Source organism: Leptolyngbya iicbica LK (assembly GCF_004212215.1).
Lineage (GTDB): Bacteria > Cyanobacteriota > Cyanobacteriia > Phormidesmidales > Phormidesmidaceae > Halomicronema > Halomicronema iicbica.
Genome location: NZ_QVFV01000002.1, coordinates 274,802 through 294,677 on the forward strand (window position 1 = coordinate 274,802; position 19,876 = coordinate 294,677).

Annotated in this window: 21 protein-coding genes; 8 read left to right on the top strand and 13 right to left on the bottom strand. The window is 52.8% G+C overall.

What is annotated here, in order from left to right; genetic code table 11:
* Window positions 1-80: 80 nt before the first annotated feature.
* The gene (locus DYY88_RS08300; protein ID WP_152624696.1) at window positions 81-530 is read right to left on the bottom strand and encodes a hypothetical protein; all 450 of its coding nucleotides are present in this window, start codon (window positions 528-530) and stop codon (window positions 81-83) included.
* A gap of 539 nt (window positions 531-1,069) precedes the next feature.
* Here DYY88_RS08300 and DYY88_RS08305 point away from each other — a divergent pair.
* Window positions 1,070-3,328, top strand: coding sequence for a sensor domain-containing diguanylate cyclase (locus tag DYY88_RS08305; RefSeq protein WP_052288576.1), 2,259 nt, complete (start codon window positions 1,070-1,072; stop codon window positions 3,326-3,328).
* A 323-nt stretch (window positions 3,329-3,651) separates the two neighbouring features.
* Complete coding sequence (locus tag DYY88_RS08310; RefSeq protein WP_201279060.1) at window positions 3,652-4,404, top strand: GntR family transcriptional regulator; 753 nt, start codon at window positions 3,652-3,654, stop codon at window positions 4,402-4,404.
* Window positions 4,405-4,543: 139 nt separating this feature from the next.
* Here DYY88_RS08310 and DYY88_RS24060 read toward each other — a convergent pair whose 3' ends face one another.
* The 9 genes from DYY88_RS24060 to DYY88_RS08350 form a co-directional block, all read right to left on the bottom strand.
* A complete protein-coding gene (locus tag DYY88_RS24060) occupies window positions 4,544-4,738 on the bottom strand; it encodes a hypothetical protein (RefSeq protein WP_039728525.1) in 195 nt (64 codons plus the stop codon).
* Window positions 4,739-4,793: 55 nt separating this feature from the next.
* Entirely contained in the window at window positions 4,794-5,297 is a 504-nt protein-coding gene (locus DYY88_RS08315; RefSeq protein WP_165390106.1) for a DUF2752 domain-containing protein, read from the bottom strand.
* Window positions 5,298-5,374: 77 nt separating this feature from the next.
* The gene (locus tag DYY88_RS08320) at window positions 5,375-5,638 is read right to left on the bottom strand and encodes a TM2 domain-containing protein (protein WP_039730262.1); all 264 of its coding nucleotides are present in this window, start codon (window positions 5,636-5,638) and stop codon (window positions 5,375-5,377) included.
* A gap of 137 nt (window positions 5,639-5,775) precedes the next feature.
* Window positions 5,776-6,852: an anthranilate phosphoribosyltransferase gene (trpD, locus tag DYY88_RS08325; RefSeq protein ID WP_242517588.1), complete on the bottom strand. Its 1,077-nt coding sequence runs from the start codon at window positions 6,850-6,852 to the stop codon at window positions 5,776-5,778.
* Window positions 6,853-6,956: 104 nt separating this feature from the next.
* Complete coding sequence (locus tag DYY88_RS08330; RefSeq protein ID WP_044151357.1) at window positions 6,957-7,250, bottom strand: YggT family protein; 294 nt, start codon at window positions 7,248-7,250, stop codon at window positions 6,957-6,959.
* Window positions 7,251-7,550: 300 nt separating this feature from the next.
* Complete coding sequence (locus DYY88_RS08335) at window positions 7,551-7,955, bottom strand: winged helix-turn-helix transcriptional regulator (protein WP_130199369.1); 405 nt, start codon at window positions 7,953-7,955, stop codon at window positions 7,551-7,553.
* A gap of 238 nt (window positions 7,956-8,193) precedes the next feature.
* Entirely contained in the window at window positions 8,194-8,634 is a 441-nt protein-coding gene (locus DYY88_RS08340) for a hypothetical protein (protein ID WP_039728520.1), read from the bottom strand.
* Window positions 8,627-9,772 carry an ABC transporter permease gene (locus DYY88_RS08345; protein ID WP_039728518.1) on the bottom strand — a complete coding sequence of 382 codons (1,146 nt, stop codon included), beginning with the start codon at window positions 9,770-9,772 and terminating at the stop codon, window positions 8,627-8,629. The genes DYY88_RS08340 and DYY88_RS08345 overlap by 8 nt, the downstream gene beginning before the upstream one ends.
* A gap of 18 nt (window positions 9,773-9,790) precedes the next feature.
* Window positions 9,791-10,639: an Npun_R2479 family HD domain-containing metalloprotein gene (locus DYY88_RS08350; RefSeq protein WP_039728516.1), complete on the bottom strand. Its 849-nt coding sequence runs from the start codon at window positions 10,637-10,639 to the stop codon at window positions 9,791-9,793.
* A 482-nt stretch (window positions 10,640-11,121) separates the two neighbouring features.
* On the opposite strand from DYY88_RS08350, the gene nadA reads away from it, so the two are divergent.
* Window positions 11,122-12,087, top strand: a complete 966-nt coding sequence (nadA, locus tag DYY88_RS08355; protein ID WP_039728514.1) for a quinolinate synthase NadA — start codon at window positions 11,122-11,124, stop codon at window positions 12,085-12,087.
* Window positions 12,088-12,250: 163 nt separating this feature from the next.
* Here the strand turns inward: nadA and DYY88_RS08360 are convergent, their stop codons facing one another.
* Complete coding sequence (locus DYY88_RS08360) at window positions 12,251-12,451, bottom strand: hypothetical protein (protein ID WP_039730258.1); 201 nt, start codon at window positions 12,449-12,451, stop codon at window positions 12,251-12,253.
* 259 nt (window positions 12,452-12,710) lie between these two features.
* Here DYY88_RS08360 and DYY88_RS08365 point away from each other — a divergent pair, with 259 nt between their 5' ends.
* Window positions 12,711-14,156, top strand: coding sequence for a RecQ family ATP-dependent DNA helicase (locus tag DYY88_RS08365; protein ID WP_039728512.1), 1,446 nt, complete (start codon window positions 12,711-12,713; stop codon window positions 14,154-14,156).
* 88 nt (window positions 14,157-14,244) lie between these two features.
* Window positions 14,245-15,015, top strand: a complete 771-nt coding sequence (gene hisA / locus DYY88_RS08370) for a 1-(5-phosphoribosyl)-5-[(5-phosphoribosylamino)methylideneamino]imidazole-4-carboxamide isomerase (RefSeq protein ID WP_039728511.1) — start codon at window positions 14,245-14,247, stop codon at window positions 15,013-15,015.
* Window positions 15,016-15,148: 133 nt separating this feature from the next.
* Here hisA and DYY88_RS08375 read toward each other — a convergent pair whose 3' ends face one another.
* On the bottom strand, window positions 15,149-15,541 hold the full coding sequence (locus DYY88_RS08375) for a hypothetical protein (protein ID WP_039728510.1): 393 nt from the start codon (window positions 15,539-15,541) through the stop codon (window positions 15,149-15,151).
* Between the two features lie 633 nt (window positions 15,542-16,174).
* Between DYY88_RS08375 and rpoD the strand changes: the two genes are divergently transcribed.
* Entirely contained in the window at window positions 16,175-17,338 is a 1,164-nt protein-coding gene (gene rpoD, locus DYY88_RS08380; protein ID WP_302849233.1) for an RNA polymerase sigma factor RpoD, read from the top strand.
* Window positions 17,339-17,451: 113 nt separating this feature from the next.
* Here rpoD and DYY88_RS08385 read toward each other — a convergent pair whose 3' ends face one another.
* Entirely contained in the window at window positions 17,452-17,958 is a 507-nt protein-coding gene (locus DYY88_RS08385) for a hypothetical protein (RefSeq protein ID WP_039728508.1), read from the bottom strand.
* A 137-nt stretch (window positions 17,959-18,095) separates the two neighbouring features.
* Here DYY88_RS08385 and DYY88_RS08390 point away from each other — a divergent pair, with 137 nt between their 5' ends.
* Window positions 18,096-18,338 (top strand): DUF6737 family protein, encoded by a 243-nt coding sequence (locus DYY88_RS08390; RefSeq protein ID WP_236146385.1) that lies wholly within the window; start codon window positions 18,096-18,098, stop codon window positions 18,336-18,338.
* Window positions 18,339-18,502: 164 nt separating this feature from the next.
* On the top strand, window positions 18,503-19,858 hold the full coding sequence (locus DYY88_RS08395; protein ID WP_201279059.1) for an acetamidase/formamidase family protein: 1,356 nt from the start codon (window positions 18,503-18,505) through the stop codon (window positions 19,856-19,858).
* Window positions 19,859-19,876: the final 18 nt, after the last annotated feature.

The window sequence follows — 19,876 nt, forward strand, 5'->3', positions numbered from 1 at the left end:
CGATACTGTCGCAAGGGGCATCGTCTTTAGCAGAGACGGAACCCTCATGACCGCTTTTCGCGAATCGCAATCGCCTCGTCCTAAGGAGCACAATCGTACCGTAAAACCGCTGCCCCAGCGGGAGTGAGCCAGATTTTGCCGATCTGCTGGCGGGTGATGCGGAGGAGTCCTTGCTCGGCTAATCCGGCGATGAGGGCCTGGCGTTGATCGTGCGGCACTTTGTAAGCAATCTGGTCAGGGTGGATGCTGCGATCGCGGCAGGACCGCAACACCCACTTTTCATCGGGGGTGACGGGCAAAACTGACCGATCTAATTGCAACAGCATCCGACCAGTTGCCGAGAGGCCAAACCGCGTCACCACCACGTCAAAATCGACCAAGCCCTTAGCTTTGAGTTGTTGCCAGAGGCGATCGCGGCGCACGGTCGAAAGTTGCGGCAGCGGCAGCGGAACTGCTAACGCCTCGTGATTGTGCGAGGCGTGCTGCTGTAGCCACCGCAAACACTGCCACTCAGATGCCGATAACTGCAAAGCCACGCCCTCACATTAAGGCCATGATAGTCATTGTGCGAAGGGGTTTATGGGGCCGCTGTAGAGCGAACTCTGCGGCGAATCACCCCAGCTTTTCCGGTTGACAGAGCCCCGGCTGATCGCACTCACGTTAAGGAATCAATGGTTATAGCAATCCAACTTTACGAAAATTTGGACTTTGTTGTCGTCGTTTAGTCAAAAGGGATAAAACTGGGCAAATTGGCAAATATTTGTCACTTTCGCCACAAAGTATCGGGTTCAAAGGCACCAAGCGGGCATTAAATAAAACAGTAGATGCATGATTATCAGCAGCGGAATTATTAATTCTACGATTAACGAATTTAGTGCTCAGGTTTTGCCCAGTGTCCGTCAGGAATCGTCGCAACGGCCACGGAGCGATCGCCTGAATCTATGCCCTGCCAACCATCGGCTGAATGGTTTTTTGACGCCTCTTTTACGCTTGGTTTGGTGTGATGTACGATTCTCTCCCCTCCGATTACGCATCTTCCACCAAGAGCTCGGAAGTTTTGAAAACTGCGATGAGTAGCAATTTAGCGCCTGGTATTCCGTCGGCAGTAGCCACTTTTTTGCCGCTGTTAGAGCAGGTTGGCGAAGGGGTTCAGGTGTTTGACGAGCAGGGCTGTCTGCTCTATGCCAATGAAATGGCGGCCAAGAATCTCGGTTTTGCCACCCAGACAGCTTTTCTCAAAGCCCATCATGATCGCTTTTGTGGCCTGCAAATCGTAAGTTTTTGCACGACCGCCGGGATGCCTCTGGCTCTCGATGACTATCCTTGTGTCCAGGCATTGAAAGGTAAACGAGTCGCCGAGCAAACGCTGCATTTTCGCGATCGCCAACAGCGCGATCGCTGTCTCGCGATCCAGGCGATGCCGCTGCGCGATGACGATGGCACTGTGCGTTATGGCGCTGTATTGAGCCGCGACCTAACCGCCAGCCAAGCGATCGCCCAAAAGCTAGAGCAAAAAACTCGTCAACTGCGTCAGTTAGTTGATGTTGTCCCCAGTTTAGTCGCTTGTTTAGACGCTCAAGAACACCACATTTACGCGAATGAGGCTTATCTCAAAGCGTTTCGCACCAAGGCGGTTGACTTGCCGGGCAGCCTTTTGTCAGAGATTATAGGACCAGTGCTTTATCAGCAGTTGCAAGTGCCTCTAGGGCAAGCCCTGCAGGGCGAAATTGCCGACATCTGCGTCCCCATCGATAGCTGGCAAACCCGTTTACAGTACAGCCGCGTCAGCATCATTCCCCAACTTGAAGGGCAGGCAGTCACAGGCGTTTACTTGATTTTTAGTCAGATTGCGGCTCACAAACACACCAACGATTTATTACAGACTGAGACTAACTTCTTCCGCCATTCCCTCGAGGCAGCCTCGGTCGGCACTTGGGATTGGCACTTAATTCATCAAGAACTGCTGTGGTCTTCGCCCCAAGAACAGTTGTTTGGGTTAACCCCTGGCAGTTTTGATGGCCGCCCCGAGACCTTCTTTAAACTCGTGCATGAAGAGGACCACGATGAACTGAAGGAGGCGATCGCTGAAGCCATGCATACCCATCAGCAATTTGCCGCTGAGTTTCGCGTCAAGCTGCCTAATCAAAACATCCGGTGGTTGTCGCAGCGGGGGCAGGTGTTGCGCAATTCTGAGGGTCAGGTCGTGCGCATGGTGGGGGTCACCTTTGACACCACGGCTCAGCACACTGCCCAAGCATTGCTGGTGCAGCAAATGCAGCGCGATCGCCTCATTGCCAAACTGTCCCAAGACATCAGCCGCACTGATCAGGTCGGCAAAGCCTTACCTGGCATCTTTGAAGCAGTGCGGCAGCATTTAGAGCTGGATCGTCTGGTGCTCATTGACCTGCGTGAAGACGCTGGCAAAGTCATTGCTGAGGCTCAAACCCCAGCGGTTGAGTCCATGTTTGATTGGAAAATGCGGCACCCCTGGTCGGTGAAAGCGGTCTACCTGGAAAAGTTTAAGTTGGGGCATCCGGTTGGCATTGCTGATGTCCAGCAACAGCCGTTAAGCGAGGCTGAACTCAGCTTTTTGAAATTTTTTGACGTGCAGGCAGATCTCTCAATTCCGCTGTTGGATGGTGAGCAGTTGTGGGGACTGCTATCAGCGCAATCACAACAGCCCCGCGACTGGTTGCCAGAAGAAATTCGGCTGTTAGAAACAGTCGGTATGCTCGTCAGTACCGCTATTGAGCGCGATCGCTTACATGCCTATCTCACTCGCGCTAATCGCAAGCTAAAGCGATTTGCCTATCTGGATGGGTTGACCCAAGTCGCCAATCGCCGTCGGTTCGAGCATTTTCTCCATCAAGAGTGGCGGCGACTCATGCGCGAGCAGTCACCGATGGCTCTCATCATGGTCGATATCGATCATTTCAAAGCTTATAACGACGTCTATGGTCACCAAGCTGGGGATGATTGTTTGCGACGAGTTGCGGGTATTTTGCGCAGTGCTGTCCAGCGTCCGGCAGACATCGTTGCCCGTTACGGCGGCGAAGAATTTGCTGTCGTGCTGCCCAACACCGATGTCGAGGGAGCTGAGACCATTGCCGAGAAAATTCGAGTCCTGATTCATCGGGCTCAGATTCCCCATAAGGGCTCACTCGTGAGCAAATCAATCACCCTGAGCATCGGCCTTGCAGCCCTCTATCCACACCCGCTGAAAATGCCTGACGACCTGATTAAATTGGCCGATAAAGCCCTCTATCAAGCGAAAGAAAATGGGCGCGATCGCATCGTTGCCGCCCCCGCTAAACCCCGCCCTCATTAAGGCACCGGCAAGGTAACTGACGAGAGTGGATTGGGGGATGAGTGCTGAGTGCATTTGTTTGGATGCCAGAGCTTTCAAGTCGCTCAAAAAACGCTAGGATTAGCGCCGAGGAAGCCTTTGGGAGAGCGGTTAAATCAGGCTGTTGAACGACAGCGAATTGACTGGGCGTAAAGAGACATCTCTGCTGAGTTTGAACAACCAAAAGGTCGCTGGTCTGTCGTCGTATTTGCTGACTTGGCCGCATCAACTCATGCCCCACTGACCGTCCCATCCATTGGCGTTCGTCACTTTTCCGATAAGATGCCTGCAGAGGTCAACAGGTGATGACAAAATTTATGGTGCCGAGTGGGCAGGAAGCCGATAACCAACCTTTGCATGTCGCCATTTCTGAGCAGTTAAAGGCAAAGATTGAGTCGGGCAAATATGAACCGGGTGAGCGCTTACCCAGTGAGTTTGATTTAGGCGAAGCGTTTGGTGTGAGTCGGACAACTGTGCGAAAAGCGATCGCCAACCTCATCCAACAAGGGTTAGTCACCACCCAGCAGGGCAAGGGCATTTTTGTCACCGAGCAGCACAAAATCACCTTTTCCATGTCTAACCCGCTGATGACCTTTGATGCCGCGCTTCGGCAACAAGGCTACCAGGGGCGGGTGCAGTCGCTCCGATTTCAGCGGGTCAAAGCCAGCCCCGAAATCAGTCATCGCTTACAACTCTCAACTCGTGGCGCCGAAGTCTATTGGCAAGAAAAAATCATCTATGCAGATGAGTCACCCATCGCGCTAGACATGGTTTACTACCCAGAAACTATCGGCAAAAGCTTATCGGCACAGCTACAGGCCGGGTTTACCTACAGCACCCTGCTGGCCAATGGGATCGACCTCAACGCGGCCAAAGTTACTCTAGAAAGTATTCCGGCCACTTACGAGCTGAGTGAATATTTAGCCGTTCCCCTGGGCATGCCGCTGCTGGTCTTTAATTACGTGGCTTATCAAGGCAATCATCAACCGATAGTTTGCGGCAAAACTTTGTCCCGTTCTGATTGGACTTGCTACAACGCTGAAATCAATCTTGATTAATGCGGCACTATCGCGGTGGTGCATTGACCTCAGGAAAAAGTCGCCGTCGCTCACTGGGACTGTGGCCTAATGCTGGAGCATTTGATCCTAGTTTTGTGATGCCGGATTTAGCGATCCTTTAACGCTGCTGGAAGCGTGCCTAATGGTCACGACGCGGGGAAGGCGCTCGCTCGCGCCAATACCAAACGACGTAAGCTAACGCAGCTGTTTGTAACGGCAACAGCAGCAAAAAAGGTTTGGCAAACAGCGGTACTTCTACCTGGCTCAGCGTTCCTAAGCAGGCAGTGCTCATCAGGACAAGCACTAAGTTGACAGGCAGGTTCACTTTCAGCATTAGCCTTTCTGGTTCACAAGTACGGTCAAACAGCGGGAAAAAGTCGCGGATTGATTCACAGCGCGATCGCCCCTGCGACCAATTGCTGCCAGGCGATAGTGTCATCCAAGCCCCAGGGGAGCGAGGGTAACGTGTAGCGAATCCACAGGCGCAAGCCGTAATACATCACATACAAGCTCAAGAGCAGGACCGCCGATCGCGATCGCCATAGCCCCTCATACCAATGGACTAGGGAACGTCGGGTGACCAGTTCAAAGCTAGTGGCCAGGGTTAACGCCGTCGCCAACACCACAAAGACTGGGCCAAACAGGTGATAGCTCAGCGATCGTGACCAATCCCCCGCCATCAGCGCCACCACTGATCGCGTCAGCCCACAACTCGGAGCCGGAAACCCAAACGCCCACTGAAACAGACAGGGCGGAAACGGAAACCGTAGGCCCCACTGGCTGACGGCTATGGCGATCGCTAAAGGACTCAAAAAGGTCGTCAAGGTCACGATGCGCCAAAAGGGTGACCTTAGTTGTGGCAGCACCGCTACCGGCTGATCATCCATTCCCATGGGTGGCCGATGATTTGAACAAGGCAAGCGTAAGAGCCGCTTCATATCAGCATCCCGCTAACAAACACCAGCTGAGACTAAAACCATCCCTTTTTGTTTTGCACATAGGTGGCATCAAATTCTTCATCGGTTTTGGTGAGGTACAGGATGCCCTCAATTAAGCCGATGATGCCCATCACGGCCCCCCCAAAGCCACAGGTCAAGACGGTAACCGCCAGCATGATAATGCCTTCGACCGTGTAGCCCAGCACAAACTTGTGAATGCCCAGAGCCCCTAAAAGGATGCCTAAGACGCCTGCAATAATTCTCTTGTCGCTTTTGTTGCCATCAGGATTGGTCATGCCTGTCGCCTTTGAGTTCAAAATGAATTGACCTGAGCCTAAATACTCGCGGATTTTTGCTGACTCAGTGCCGATATTCAAAACTCTTAAAATTTTTGACCTATCCTGACGCCATGCTGGCCGCTGTAGCGGGTGTCTTAATTCTTCAGAAAGGTCACAAGCGCTTCGACTTTATCCCAGGCGGCACCACTTTGCAGCAGCGATCGCGCCTGGTCAATGCCATTCGCAATTTCGGCCTCAAAGCTGCCGCCTTGGGTGCGCCCAGCTACCTTCAGCGCGAGGGCTGCGTTCAAGCAGACCACATCTTGCTGGGCCTGGGTACCCTTCCCTTGCAGCAAGTCCCGCATGATAGCGGCGTTCTCTTCCAGTTCGCCGCCTCGTAGTGCGGTTTTGTCGGCGGCAACCAGACCAAAGTCACGGGGATTCAGCACTGTCTCTGTCACTGTGCCCTTTTCGAGCACCGCCAGGTCCGTACTGTCGCCTAATCCCGCCTCGTCTAATCCTTCACGCCCGTGTAGCACGATCGCCAGCGGCACTTCTAGCTGATTCAACGCTTCGGCCATCGGCGTAATGACGGCGGGATCAAACACCCCGATCACCTGTCCCGTCGTACGCAGGGGATTCACTAACGGGCCAAGCAGATTAAACACCGTACGCACTTTCAAGGTGCTGCGCAGCGGGCCAACCGCTTTCATCGCTGGATGCCAGCCCCGCGCAAACAAGAAAGTGATGCCCACTTCTTGGAGGGCAGCCTTTGCCTTTTCGGGGGGAGCACTCAGGTCGATGCCCAGCGCTTCTAGCACATCGGCCGACCCCACCTTGCTGGAAGCTGAACGGTTGCCGTGCTTGGCCACAGCGACCCCCGCCGCCGCCGCCACAAAGGCCACCGTGGTGGAAATATTGAATGTGTGCGACCCGTCGCCCCCGGTACCGCAGGTGTCGATGCGCGGCGTGGGCAACTCGGCATCAGCCGACTCGCCGCCTAAAGATTGAGCCTGTAATACCCGTGCCATGCCTGCCAGCTCTGCCGCTGAAACCCCCTTGGCTTGAATCGCGGCCAAAAATGCCCCTGACAATACCGGCGGAATGTCTTCTTGCAACCAACCTCGCATCAAGGCTTCGGCCTGCGGGGGGGTGAGCGATTGCTGGTCGATGATTTGCTGCAACAGAGCTGACCAGTCAAAGGTGGGGGTATCCGCGATCGCAGTAGTCACAGTATTTAGCCGTCAATAAACATCAAAAATGACTGGCCAGACAAAAGTATCTGACCAGTTAAGGCAAGGCTAAGGGCAGCGGCGGCAATTGAGGCAAGCGCCGCTTAAAACGCAGAGTAGGCCATGGTCGCTGCAACTTGGCTGACCCCTTGGGACACCACTTGCAACACCAAAAAGCCCAAGATGGGGGAAAAATCAATGCCGCCCAACGGGGGAATCAGCGATCGGAACAAGTTGAGGTAAGGATCCGTTAACTGACTCAGGGTCGCAAATGGCTGGCTCATCCAGTCCACATTAGGGAACCAGCTCAGCAAAATGCGAATAATCAATAAGACAAAATAGATGTTCAAGAATGTTGCAAATGCTTGCGCAAACATTCCGACAAATGAAGATCCCATGTATCTAATCGACTCCTTGTAGATAGCAGGCTTCTTTACTGGTCTCTAGTGTACTTGATGCCTGTCAAATGTATGTGGTGGAAATATCCTCACCAGGGCTCCTGACTTGTGCTGCTCACCTTGGGCAATGGTTAAGGGATGGCCTATTGACCGCGATCGCACCCTCTCACGACCCTAAGCCATATCCACGTTGAACAATCTGCCCACGTGACAGCTACTAAAATTTTGCGCTTAGCCAGCAGCTGCGCTCATGTTGAGTGCTGCAAGGGAGACACCACTTCCCCTAATCAAACATTGCGCTCACACCGAAACGGATTCTGAAACTGAGACAGACTCCGAGCCTACCAGCACATTGGGATCCATTGGACAGTTGCAAGACTCTTGCTCTAACCACTGCTCGCCCAACTGCTTCAGAGACATCATCAAGGGTTGAATTTCCAGTCCTTTTGCCGTGAGTGAATACTCAACGCGAGGGGGGACTTCAGGAAACACCTTGCGATCTACAAGCCCATAGCTTTCCAGCTCTCGTAGGCGAGCTGTCAGGGTTTTGGTGCTGATGCCCGGTAAAGCGTCTAAAAATTCATGTGTGCGGCGACTACCGGAAAAGAGCTCCCGCAAAATGAGGATTGCCCATTTGCTGCCCACAATTTCCAATACAAATTGAATGGGACAGCGAATTTCTTTGCACTGGGTTTGGTATTCCATAGTTCTTAAGGGGGAGACCGGGGTAAGTACAGCCATCAAGTACAACATTAGCGACCATCATGGCTGCAGCGTGCTAGAAACGCTCAAGACATTACAGTTCTTTTTATTTTTCAATGACCAAAATATCCTGCAAATGTTAAGCACAGGATACTCCGAGAAATCTTTTCGGCCTTCCTCAAATTCCCTGTATTCCAGCACTTAAGCCAGATGACAACAGATCCGGTTTGCCTGCAAAACATTAAGCCGCTGGTTCATTTAGCGATCGCCACTGCCACGTTTTCGGTGCTGTTAGCGAGCCTTCCACTTCTAAAAGTTGCCATTGCTCGTCTGCTGGAGACTCCTGCAAAATGAGCGAAAATGGTACTTCAGATTGGGTTAAGGGCGATCGCTGAGGATACCGCAATTTATACCGATACGTCCCAGTCACTTCATAGGCCAGTTCGTCGGCCACCCGTACCTGGCGCACTCGGTCCACCTGGACGCGATTTACCGATAATTGCGGCAGCGAGGTGTCATTGGCCGATAACTGTCGCCACAAGTCGACTTGTTCCTGCTGGGCTTGCTGCGTCACTGCCGCCGTCACCACATGATGCGGAATGGCTGCTTTCAACTGTCCACATCCCGTCAGGCCAAGCCATAAGACAGCCACCGCCAACAACAGTTGCAATCGCTTAATCATAAGTCTGCAAACTCCTGGGATCTAACGCATCGCGCAGACCATCGCCCAGCAAATTAAAGGACAACACCGTCAAGACGATCAAAATTGCTGGTGGCCAGATTAGCCAAGGATTGAGCACCAAAATTGACGCATTACTGGCGAGCGAGAGCATATTGCCCCACGAAGGATCGGGTTGCTGAATGCCAAGCCCGATCAAACTCAGCACCGCCTCGGCCACAATAAAACTGGGAACGGCCAACGTCGCTGAAATAATCACATAAGTTGCCGTCTGCGGCAGAATGTGACGCACGATGATGTAAATTGATTGCCCACCCATAGCCTGCGAGGCAGTGACAAAGGTCTGCGACTTTAAAGACAGCACTTGCCCTCGAATCACCCTTGCCAACCCCGTCCAACGGACAAATGAAGTAATCACAATAATCAGCAAAAAGCGCTGCGTGCTTGACAGGGTCGCGGGCAATACTGCCGCCAACGCCACCAGCAAGAAAATATCGGGAATCGTCATGATCACCTCGACCAGACGCATCAAGGCAGCATCAATCCAACCGCCAAAGTAACCGGCAATGCCGCCGACCAACATTCCGAGAGGAAAGGTCAATGCGATACCAATCAAACCAATGCTCAGGCTAATGCGACCACCGTGGATGAGGCGACTCAACTGGTCGCGGGCCTGTTCGTCTGTACCTAAAATATGCCAGCGACCGGGACCAATTGTGCCGAATAAATGAATGTTCCCTTGAATGCCAGGAAACAACTCGACCTCCTGGAATCCCGGCGCTGATAACGAAAACTGAGTAGGCAAGGGCACCACCAAGCGCAACCACCGGTATTCGTCGCCCTGGACAAATAGCCGAATGGGGCTAGGTTGCTCAAAATCCACGAATACCTCACGTTCCCCAGTCTCAATCGACACCGGCCCCTGAGTGGTGGGATAGACATGCGGCCCGATGAACTCGCCCGTTGTCTGATTACGCCAATAAACCTCAGTTGGCGGCAACAAGGACGCACTCGGGGCCGAAAAGTAGGGATCATACGGAGCCGTGAATTCCGCCAGCGCCACGGTGACGTAAAACGCTAACAGAATGAGAGCCCCCACCTGCGCTAGAGAATTCTTCCGAAGCTTTTGCCACCAGGTCATGCCGGCCTCAAAGGTGAATTAAGTTGGAACGACGCTTTTTTCGTTCTCAACCATAAACACATTTGAGTATAGATTGGCAATGATTTGTTTGCCTTCTTGGGTGAGCGACAAATATCGTAAGCCGTCTTGGATATAGGGATGCACCACATTCCAATAGAACTTGGGGTAGTTGTGCTTGAGATCGTCAGGGTGGCGATAGTTGAGGTACTTGTTCTGCCCGGTTTCTTCAAACTCGTAGAACAATGCCCCAATTTTCTTGAGGTAGCGAGGGTCGCTCAATTGCCCAATCAGGTCAGCAGCCCGAACTAAGCCAGGGAAATATCGCGTGTCTTGATGATCTTCTTCTTTCGGCACCGGGAATCGGGTCAGTTCGACGTTGCGCTTGATGATTTCCGAATCAATGATGCGATTCTTGCCAAAGCGCTCTTCGATGAAGAGTTTGCCGCGATCAACGTGGTAAGGCGTGAGAGAGGCATCCGAAGCACCGGGGCTGAGTTCCACCATTTCTTCGCCATTGCCGGTGGCGTAGAGATGTTCGCGATCGCGATCCATCCGGCAAACGCCCTTCACATAACCGATGTCGTGACAGACCAACGAAATGATGAAATGGAGCCAATCTTCGGTGCCCACCCCGCCTTCGCGAATTTGTTTGCCCCGTAGAATCTCTTGACCGACTAGCGTCACCAAAATCGTATGTTCTACGTTGTGATAGAGGGCATCGCTGTTGGCAATATTCTCCAGCGCCATGCTGCCCGCCCAAGCAATGATGTCCTCATAGTCAGGATTTAAGCCGCCGTAAGTCCGGTGGTATCCTGCGCGCAGCTTTTCGACGAAATCAGAGATGAGAATCTCAGTTGCATTAAACATGCCGATGCCTACCTAAACGTTCCAAAACCATTGACCGCTCTCGTTTCAGGAACCCTTTCGACAAGATGCTAACGAGTATAGCGATAGTCTCCGTACTCACACCGTTCTTTCTAAAGAATTTAGCAGTGTTGGCAGCTAATGCCTTATGCGGGCTCGCGCTAGCTGCCAACATTGCTCGATTAGCGATCTAAAACGAATTCGCGATCGCAAAGGCTCACACTAAGTTATCTCAGCAGGGAAATGTCGAAGTGTGTGTGATTTCGGTCAAACATTCATCTCCAGTTCAGCTTACCCAGACCATCGGTGTCGCCAACGACCGCTAATGAATCACGACGAGGAACTTTGCAGCTACATGCAGTGATGAGGAGAATCTTGCCCAAAAGATAATTTGCTGCTCGGAGTCTCTACCCCCAGTGAATTTTGGTAAAAATAACTATAATAAAAGTCCTCCTGGTTAGCCTTTTTCACTAAAACACTGTCATATGTTTACGACTGCTCCGTCTAAGTCAGCGACCGCCAACCTCCCGTTAGACCTCTTTGCTGCGATTAATGAACTCAAGCAAGAGTTAAATGCCGTAATTCTGGCGCATTACTATCAGGAGTCCGATATTCAAGACATTGCGGACTATATTGGCGATTCGCTCGGTTTATCGCGCCAGGCCGCTGCTACCGACGCTGAAGTGATCGTATTTGCGGGGGTTCACTTTATGGCAGAAACGGCCAAAATTCTGAATCCTGACAAGCTGGTATTGCTGCCCGATCTGGATGCCGGATGCTCATTGGCTGATACTTGTCCGCCCGATCAGTTTGCCGCGTTCAAGGCGCAGCATCCCGACCACATTGTGGTGTCTTACATCAATTGCTCGGCCGAAATTAAGGCCATGAGCGATATTATCTGCACCAGTTCTAACGCGGTTAGTCTGATTGAGCAGATTCCTGCCGACCAACCCATCATCTTTGCCCCGGACAAAAATCTGGGCCGCTATGTCATGCAGCAGACAGGGCGCGATTTAGTGTTGTGGCAGGGCAGTTGCATGGTGCATGAAATCTTTTCCGAAAAGAAGTTGGTGCAGCTCAAAATGACTCATCCTGAAGCCGAGATCATTGCTCACCCAGAATGCGAGGAGCCGGTACTGCAACATGCTGACTTCATTGGCTCCACGACGGCTCTACTGAAGTATGTGCAACGGAGCGATCGCCCCCAATTCATCGTCGTCACGGAACCGGGAATCATTCACCAGATGGAAAAACAGGTGCCGAATAAGCAGTTTATTCCCGCACCGGCAACGGGCAACTGTGCCTGTAACGAGTGTCCGCATATGCGGCTCAACACTTTAGAAAAGCTATATCTAGCGATGAAACACCGCCAGCCCGAAATCACCATGCCAGAGGCGACTCGTGTGGCGGCGCTTAAGCCCATTCAGGCCATGCTGCGCATGAGCGCATAGCCGTTAACCCTTAGTTAGAGAGGGTTCATGCTCCGGTGCGATCGCCATCCGTGACTTGGAGTCGTTCTTAACTGGCATCGGCCAAGCAAGGCTAATTTAGAGAGATTGTGAGGCTCTACGACTCGGCTAATCGCTTAAATTCGCAATTGCTTGAGCTGATAGGTCAGTCTATAACTTTAATGCGACCATTCTGGATGGCGTCAAAAAGGCGATTAATCTGGCGTAATTCTTCCTCATCAACGCTGCCGTCGGCAAGCACCAGTTGTGAAAGGTTCTGATACTGCTGTTGGGTGATTTTTCTGGCTGCTAATAATTGGTCAACCAGATTGGTTAAAGCACAGGTGTCTTCAAATGCCCCTGACACGATTGCCTCCTGAAATTGCCTTCTACTAGACGTGACGACAAAGTTGTGTCTCCCAGACACTGCACCCTTGGGCCGCATCAACCGTTGAATGCTCTCAATTTAATACGAATTTCTCCATTGCAAGCTAAACGCTTCATGTGCGTTATCATCTGCGGGCTTTGGGCGCTCTGATTCTTGCTGCGTGGCTCGGTTGGGGCTCATAGCTTGCTGATCGCCGATTTCGGGCAACCTGTGATCGGTGCATCGGTAGGACAATTTAGTGACTAAATCGTCGGGATCTGATTTAGCGATCGCTCAAGCTCGACTCCAGAAAATCTGGGGCTATTCAGCGTTTCGACCGCCGCAAGACACGGTGATTCAAGCCCTGTTACAGCATCAAGATGCGCTAATCGTTTTACCGACTGGGGGCGGCAAGTCGCTGTGCTTTCAGCTGCCGGCGTTGCTCCAAACGGGGCTAACGCTAGTGGTGTCGCCCCTCGTAGCGCTAATGGAAAATCAAGTGCAGGAATTGCGCGATCGCCATCTACCCGCCGCAACCTTGCACAGCGAACTGCCTAAGCAGGAAAAGTTTCGGGTGCTCAAAGCGCTAGAGCATCAACGCCTGCGACTGCTCTATCTTTCCCCCGAGACGCTGCTGAGTGCAACGGTATGGGAGCAATTGACCCGAGCCGATCTGCGGATTAACGGCCTGGTTTTGGATGAAGCTCACTGTTTAGCCCAGTGGGGTGAGACCTTTCGGCCCGCTTATCGACGATTGGGCGTGGCCCGCCAAGCCTTGGAACGTAGCAAATCACGACACTCCAAAATTCCTATTGCGGCGTTTACGGCGACGGCTGATCCCCAGGTGCAGTCAAGCATCGGCGATACGTTGGCATTGCGATCGCCCCAGCTGGTGCGGCTGAGTCCCTATCGCCCCAATTTGCATCTCACCGTGCGCTCCGTTTACACGCCCCGGGGCCGCAAACAACAACTGCTGCAGTTCATCAAGCAACATCAACGACAAACTGGGTTGGTGTATGTGCGTACCCGTCGCGACAGTGAGGAATTGGCCAGCTGGCTCCGACAGCAGGGCCACCGAGCCTTGGACTACCATGCGGGACTCGACGCAAGCGATCGCCGCCATCGTGAGCAAGCGTGGATGAGCAACCAAGTCCGCATTGTCGTGGCGACAAATGCCTTTGGCATGGGCGTCAATAAACCTGATCTACGGTGGGTCATTCACTATCATGTGCCAACTTTGCTGACAGAATACGTGCAAGAAATTGGTCGCGCTGGACGAGATGGCAAACCAGCCCAAGCTTTGTCGCTGGTAAGTGAACGGACGGGATGGCTCGACCCGACTGACCAGCAGCGATCGCAATTCTTCCGCCAACAAACTCAGCAATTGCAAACTAAGGCAGGGCAACTTAGCCGCAAAATTCCTACTGAGGGCAGCTTGGCAGATGTGCAAAAGCAATTCAAAGACGGCGCGATCGCCTTGTCTTATCTGCATAGCCAAGGCCAATTGCAATGGACAGACCCGTTTCATTACCGACTATTGCCTACCCCAGCTGCAGTCCCCGTCGTGAAGACCACGGATGATCATTCGATCAGAAAATTGCTGTATGGCCATGGGTGCCGATGGCGCACTATTGTGCAGCAGTTTGGGTTTCGTCCGGCGCGACCCGATTGGCGCTGTGGTCACTGCGACAACTGTCAGCGATAAGTGTCGGCCCCAAAATTCCCCCATCCTAAAGACAGCGGTGGTGAAGGCAACCGATACAATAAGGACTCTGTTGCCATTGATCGCTCCTATGGAAGTTATTCCCGCTATTGATTTGCTTGAAGGTCGTTGTGTTCGTCTGTATCAGGGCGACTACAACCAGTCTGAGGTGTTTGGTGAAAATCCGGTTGAGGTAGCTCAGCGCTGGGCTGATGAAGGGGCTACCCGGCTGCATCTCGTGGACTTGGACGGAGCGAAGGCCGGTAAACCGGAAAATATGCAAGCGATCGCGGCGATCGCCGCCGCTCTCAACATCCCCATTGAGGTCGGTGGGGGGTTGCGTGACCGAGATCGGGTCGCCGCCCTGTTTGACCTCGGCGTGCAGTACGCCATCCTGGGCACAGCCGCCGTCGAAAATCCAGATTTAGTTCACACCTTGAGTCAAGAATTTCCCGGCCAAATCATTGTGGGGATCGATGCTCGCGATGGCAAAGTCGCCACTCGGGGCTGGCTCGAAACCTCAGAGCTAGATGCGATCGCCCTCGCCCAAGACATGGCTGAGCGCGGCGCCGCCGCTGTTATTTACACCGATATTAAGCGCGACGGCACCCTTCAAGGCCCCAACCTAGAGGCCCTACGGGCGATCGCTGAAGCTACCTCGATTCCGATCATTGCGTCTGGCGGCATGAGTTCCGTTGCCGATCTGTTGAGCCTATTGAAACTAGAACGGCTCGGCGTCAACGGCGTCATTATCGGCAAAGCTCTCTACACGGGGGATATTGTGCTGAAAGAAGCATTACGTGCAATCGGGCCGGGGCGTTGGCAAGACGTACCAACAGATATCGGCTCTTCTTTCGCCTAGCCCGCATCATTTCATCAATTGCTTGCCATCACGATTGATAATGTTGATGGCCTAATCTCAGCAACATCCATAAAACAAAAGGTCAGCAGTGTTGCTGACCTTCCCGGCATCCTAAACATTCAAGTAACGCAATCTAGCCGTTGCCTGGTTGTGACTTGAGCGCTTCCAACTCAGCTCGTAAAGTCGATAATTCTTGAGTCAACGCCTCGAGCTCAGTTTGCACAGACGCATCAGCAACGGGACTGGCATAAGCATCCACCGTCGCCTCTGATGCCGGAGTCGGCGCGAATGGGTTAGGCATCTGCCCCATCTGACTCATCAAAGAATCCACTACGGCCCGGGCTTCTCGCTCGGCATCAGTGCCTTTGGCCTCTAACTCTTGAGCCAGCACTTCAAAATCAGAAATATTGCCAAACTTCTCTTGAGAAGCCTGCGGATCTCGCAACGCATCGACCAAAGAAGCGGTTGCTCCCAAAGTGACACGGACGCCTTTTTGAATCGTCTCAGTCAGCGTCTCTGAATTCATAAGGAACCCTTGAACCTCCATATGCTGTCATTAGCGATCACGCTAGATTCTAGCGTGGAGTGGTCTTGCCTGATGCCAGGTACTGAGCAGCGAGTCCTCAACCTGCTGACTAAAAAACCAGCATGCATCCAGGCCCAGACTTCTTGAATGACCGCCACAAGCCTTGTCCGATCATGATTTTTGATGCATGGACATTTTACTTATAAGTTCTTGATAATCGTAAAAACTCACTGTCAAAACTACTTAAAAGCGCTTTCAGCCCCACCAAAATGAGGCTTGTAAGGCGAGATCGAGGTTTACCGCAGCTTCTGGATAGTACGGGTAAACTATAAAAAAGTGTGTTTTTTGGGTGAATTCTGTCGGATTTTTGCGGAAAAAGAGTGGTAGTCAACTTGTTAGTGCGGCTACAATCATGTGAGGCAGGTCACAAACTTAGACTCAGAAGGGTCTAATTTGCTTGCTGTAAACCAGAAGGTTTTTGTTTAGCTTTAATCTGTTGCAGTCTGTCTTTGGGTTTTAGAGACATTTTCTCGCCGCGTTTTAAGTATGGCGGTCAGGGATCTTGCTCGTTTAACCACATCTGGCCCTGAGGCCATCACAAAAACAGGGTGTTAAGCTGAACGGGCCTTTGATTTGAAAGCATCACGCACGAAGGAGCACGAGGAACGCGGCATGACTCAAGCGAAAGAATTGCTCGGAGCAATCAAGCCCCAAAACGAGTTGGAGCTCTTAATTGATAGCGATAGTAGCTCATCAAAATTCGATGATTCTGACGATGCTGGCGCAGCCAAAGCTCCCGCAAAAGCGGCCAAGAGCAAGACAACTCGCCGTAGCCAAACTAAGAAGAAGCATTACACAGAAGATTCGATCCGCCTCTATTTGCAAGAAATTGGCCGCATTCGCCTCCTGCGGGCCGAAGAAGAAATTGAGCTTGCTCGTAAGATTGCTGACTTGCTGGAGCTAGAGCGCATCCGCGATGAGTTGATGGATGGCTTGGACCATGAGCCGACTGATGCTGAATGGGCTGAAGCCGTCGATATGCCTTTGCCCGCTTTTCAAAAGCGGTTGCATCTGGGTCGCCGCGCCAAGGACAAGATGGTGCAGTCCAACCTGCGACTGGTTGTTTCCATTGCGAAGAAGTACATGAATCGTGGTCTGTCTTTCCAGGACTTGATTCAGGAAGGCAGCTTGGGCTTGATTCGGGCGGCTGAAAAGTTCGACCACGAAAAAGGCTACAAGTTCTCCACCTACGCTACTTGGTGGATTCGCCAGGCAATTACTCGAGCGATCGCGGATCAGTCCCGCACGATTCGCCTCCCCGTCCACCTTTACGAAACTATCTCGCGGATTAAGAAAACGACGAAGCTGTTGTCGCAAGAGTTGGGCCGCAAGCCAACTGAAGAAGAAATTGCCACCAGCATGGAAATGACTATCGAGAAGCTGCGGTTCATCGCCAAGTCGGCTCAGCTACCAATTTCTTTGGAAACTCCCATTGGTAAGGAAGAAGATTCTCGTTTGGGCGACTTTATCGAGTCGGACGGTGAGACACCTGAAGATGAAGTTTCCAAGAGCTTGCTGCGGGAAGACTTAGAAGGTGTTTTGGGTACCTTGAGCCCGCGTGAGCGCGACGTTTTGCGTCTGCGCTATGGCCTAGATGATGGCCGCATGAAAACTCTGGAAGAAATTGGCCAGACTTTCAACGTGACACGCGAACGGATTCGTCAAATTGAAGCGAAAGCGCTGCGTAAGCTACGTCACCCCAACCGCAACAGCGTGCTGAAGGAATATATCCGCTAAACGAGATCGCACTTAAATAGCACACCTGCTGAAACCGCCCTGGAATAGTTTTCCAGGGCGGTTTTTGGGTTGATTGACTATAACTTTCCGGCGGCCTGTCACCTAATGAGAGGTCATGGTTTTTCTTCCTCGACGCCGGAGATGACCGCCAGGGCATGGGCATAGGTGGCGAGTTCTTGCCGTAGGTTTTCCAGTTCGGCGCGGAGGGTGGGTTCTTCCGCCCAGGCTTTTTCGTGCTCCTGCGGGCTCAAGTCCCCAGTGTTTTGCGCTTCCCAGGCTTGCAGGCGCGGGTGCCATTCTGACATAAAGGGGCGCAATCCTTGATTGAGCACGGCGATCGCAATGCCCCCCACCGATTTTCGCGATGCCCCAACCTTGGGGCCCGCTTTGCGCAGAATGTCACGGGTGGTGCCAAACAATGTGTAAAGCGAACTCAGAGCTTCGCGCACGGTGCCCTGCTGGGCATCCAAAGACTGTACAGCGATGCGGGTGACCAATTCGATGTAGAGTTCCCAGGCGGCATTTTGCTCGGTAGGGTCAGCTTCCCAGGTGGCCCCTCCCATGCCAAAGGGCAAGTTCACCGACACGGACTTTAAGATAGCGGGCGGATCTTTAGGCATAAGTCAAAAGAGGGCAGGATTCGTCAAACGGCTGGGCAGATGCTTGCTTCAAGTTTAATCCCATCCAGCGATCGCACTCGGCTGATTACAATGACGGTGCAGTGCGATCGCTAATGTTTATGCCTGAATCCACAAAGATGTCCGTTTGGGATTACAAACCCTGGTGGTGCCAGCCCTGGTCAATTTTGTTGACGGGCGTCAGCATTATTGGCGGCAGTTGGTTCCTGTTTCACCGCTATTGGGTGACCGGATTGGTGGCAGTACCAATCCTGGTTTGGATGGGCTTCTTTTTGCTCGTCTATCCCCGTTTGATGGCGGAAGCGGGGGCATTGCCCGAGCCACCGGATATCCCCACCCCCGATAATCTGCCCAAAATTTAAATCGCTTGCTTGTTTCTGCTCTCAAGCCCCAGCGCCCCGCAGGATTTTCTCGACAATTTGTTTTGATGAATACAACGCCCTAAGCGGCTCCCTCTTACAGTCTCTATTGTGATCTGAAGCACATTTACTCGGCTGAATCAGGAGCAATCGATATGGTGTGGGGTATGAGTCGAAAGGGGCGTTTTGCGCTCATGAGTTTGGGGGCGACGGCGCTATTGATAGCGATCGCCAGTTTGAGTAACGGGGTCGGGTTAGGGCAGCGGGCAATCGCGCAAACTATGGCGGACCATTACCTGGCCGCGACTGCCGATACCGTCCATTGGGGCTATTTCAGCCAAGATTTAGCACCAGAACTCGTCATGAACTCCGGCGAAACGGTGACCGTCGAAACCTTGACTCACCACGCCAACGACGATGCCTCGCTCATGGTCATGGGCGATCCGGGGGCTGAAAGCGTATACGAGTGGACTGAAGATGGCAAAGGGGTTGACCGCCGAGGTGCGGGTTCCATCGACCCTGAAGTGTATACCGTTGGCGCGGGTGAAGGTGCGGGCGTCCATATCTTGACTGGCCCCATTTATGTGAACGGGGCTGAACCGGGCGATGTGTTGGAAGTCGAAATCCTCGATGTCGCGCCGCGTCCTAGTGCGAATCCTGACTATGAGGGCCGCACCTTTGGCAGCAACGCGGCGGCCTGGTGGGGCTTCCATTACAACGACATGCTCGAAGAGTCGCGAGAAGTGATCACCATTTACGAACTCGACTCCACTGGCGAAGAGGACTACGCCACGGCTCTCTACAACTTTCAGTGGACGCCGCAGACTGACCCTTACGGGGTCGTTCACGAAATTATTGACTATCCTGGTGTACCCGTCGACCACGACACGGTGGAAGAAAACTACGAAGTGCTGGAAGGGGTGACGGTGCCCATTCGGCCTCACTTTGGAGTGATTGGGTTGGCCCCCGCCGAGGCGGATATTGTGGACTCGGTGCCCCCTAGCTACTTTGGTGGCAATATTGACAACTGGCGCATCGGCAAAGGCGCCACCATGTACTATCCCGTGGCGGTCGAAGGGGGGCTGCTGTCGATGGGCGATCCCCATGCGGCGCAGGGCGATTCGGAGTTGGCGGGGACGGCGATCGAAACGTCGCTCACGGGCACCTTCCGCGTCACCGTCCATAAGCAGGACGAACTGCCCGACACCGTCCTCGAAGATCTCTACTATCCACTGTTAGAGACGGATACTGAGTACATCGTCCACGGCTTCAGCTATCCCAACTACTTGGCTGACCTGGGGGAGACGGCCCAGCAAGACATTTATGCCAACTCGTCCATCGACAAGGCGATGCGCGATGCCTTCCGCAAGATGCGGCATTTCCTCATGACGACTCAAGGCTTGACCGAAGACGAAGCCGTTTCGCTGATGTCAGTGGCGGCGGACTTTGGCATTACCCAGGTTGTCGATGGCAACTGGGGTGTTCACGGCATCATTAAAAAAGAAGTGCTGCCCATGGCTTGATGTGTTGCGCTCGAAACA

What these genes read in the sequence shown, in the direction of transcription:
- DYY88_RS08305 (WP_052288576.1), top strand. Translation starts at nt 1,070, where the DNA reads ATGAGTAGCAATTTAGCGCCTGGTATTCCGTCGGCAGTAGCCACTTTT.
- DYY88_RS08310 (WP_201279060.1), top strand. Translation starts at nt 3,652, where the DNA reads ATGACAAAATTTATGGTGCCGAGTGGGCAGGAAGCCGATAACCAACCT.
- DYY88_RS24060 (WP_039728525.1), bottom strand. Translation starts at nt 4,738, where the DNA reads ATGCTGAAAGTGAACCTGCCTGTCAACTTAGTGCTTGTCCTGATGAGC.
- DYY88_RS08315 (WP_165390106.1), bottom strand. Translation starts at nt 5,297, where the DNA reads ATGGGAATGGATGATCAGCCGGTAGCGGTGCTGCCACAACTAAGGTCA.
- DYY88_RS08320 (WP_039730262.1), bottom strand. Translation starts at nt 5,638, where the DNA reads ATGACCAATCCTGATGGCAACAAAAGCGACAAGAGAATTATTGCAGGC.
- DYY88_RS08330 (WP_044151357.1), bottom strand. Translation starts at nt 7,250, where the DNA reads ATGGGATCTTCATTTGTCGGAATGTTTGCGCAAGCATTTGCAACATTC.
- DYY88_RS08335 (WP_130199369.1), bottom strand. Translation starts at nt 7,955, where the DNA reads ATGGAATACCAAACCCAGTGCAAAGAAATTCGCTGTCCCATTCAATTT.
- DYY88_RS08340 (WP_039728520.1), bottom strand. Translation starts at nt 8,634, where the DNA reads ATGATTAAGCGATTGCAACTGTTGTTGGCGGTGGCTGTCTTATGGCTT.
- DYY88_RS08345 (WP_039728518.1), bottom strand. Translation starts at nt 9,772, where the DNA reads ATGACCTGGTGGCAAAAGCTTCGGAAGAATTCTCTAGCGCAGGTGGGG.
- DYY88_RS08350 (WP_039728516.1), bottom strand. Translation starts at nt 10,639, where the DNA reads ATGTTTAATGCAACTGAGATTCTCATCTCTGATTTCGTCGAAAAGCTG.
- nadA (WP_039728514.1), top strand. Translation starts at nt 11,122, where the DNA reads ATGTTTACGACTGCTCCGTCTAAGTCAGCGACCGCCAACCTCCCGTTA.
- hisA (WP_039728511.1), top strand. Translation starts at nt 14,245, where the DNA reads ATGGAAGTTATTCCCGCTATTGATTTGCTTGAAGGTCGTTGTGTTCGT.
- DYY88_RS08375 (WP_039728510.1), bottom strand. Translation starts at nt 15,541, where the DNA reads ATGAATTCAGAGACGCTGACTGAGACGATTCAAAAAGGCGTCCGTGTC.
- DYY88_RS08385 (WP_039728508.1), bottom strand. Translation starts at nt 17,958, where the DNA reads ATGCCTAAAGATCCGCCCGCTATCTTAAAGTCCGTGTCGGTGAACTTG.
- DYY88_RS08390 (WP_236146385.1), top strand. Translation starts at nt 18,096, where the DNA reads ATGTCCGTTTGGGATTACAAACCCTGGTGGTGCCAGCCCTGGTCAATT.
- DYY88_RS08395 (WP_201279059.1), top strand. Translation starts at nt 18,503, where the DNA reads ATGAGTCGAAAGGGGCGTTTTGCGCTCATGAGTTTGGGGGCGACGGCG.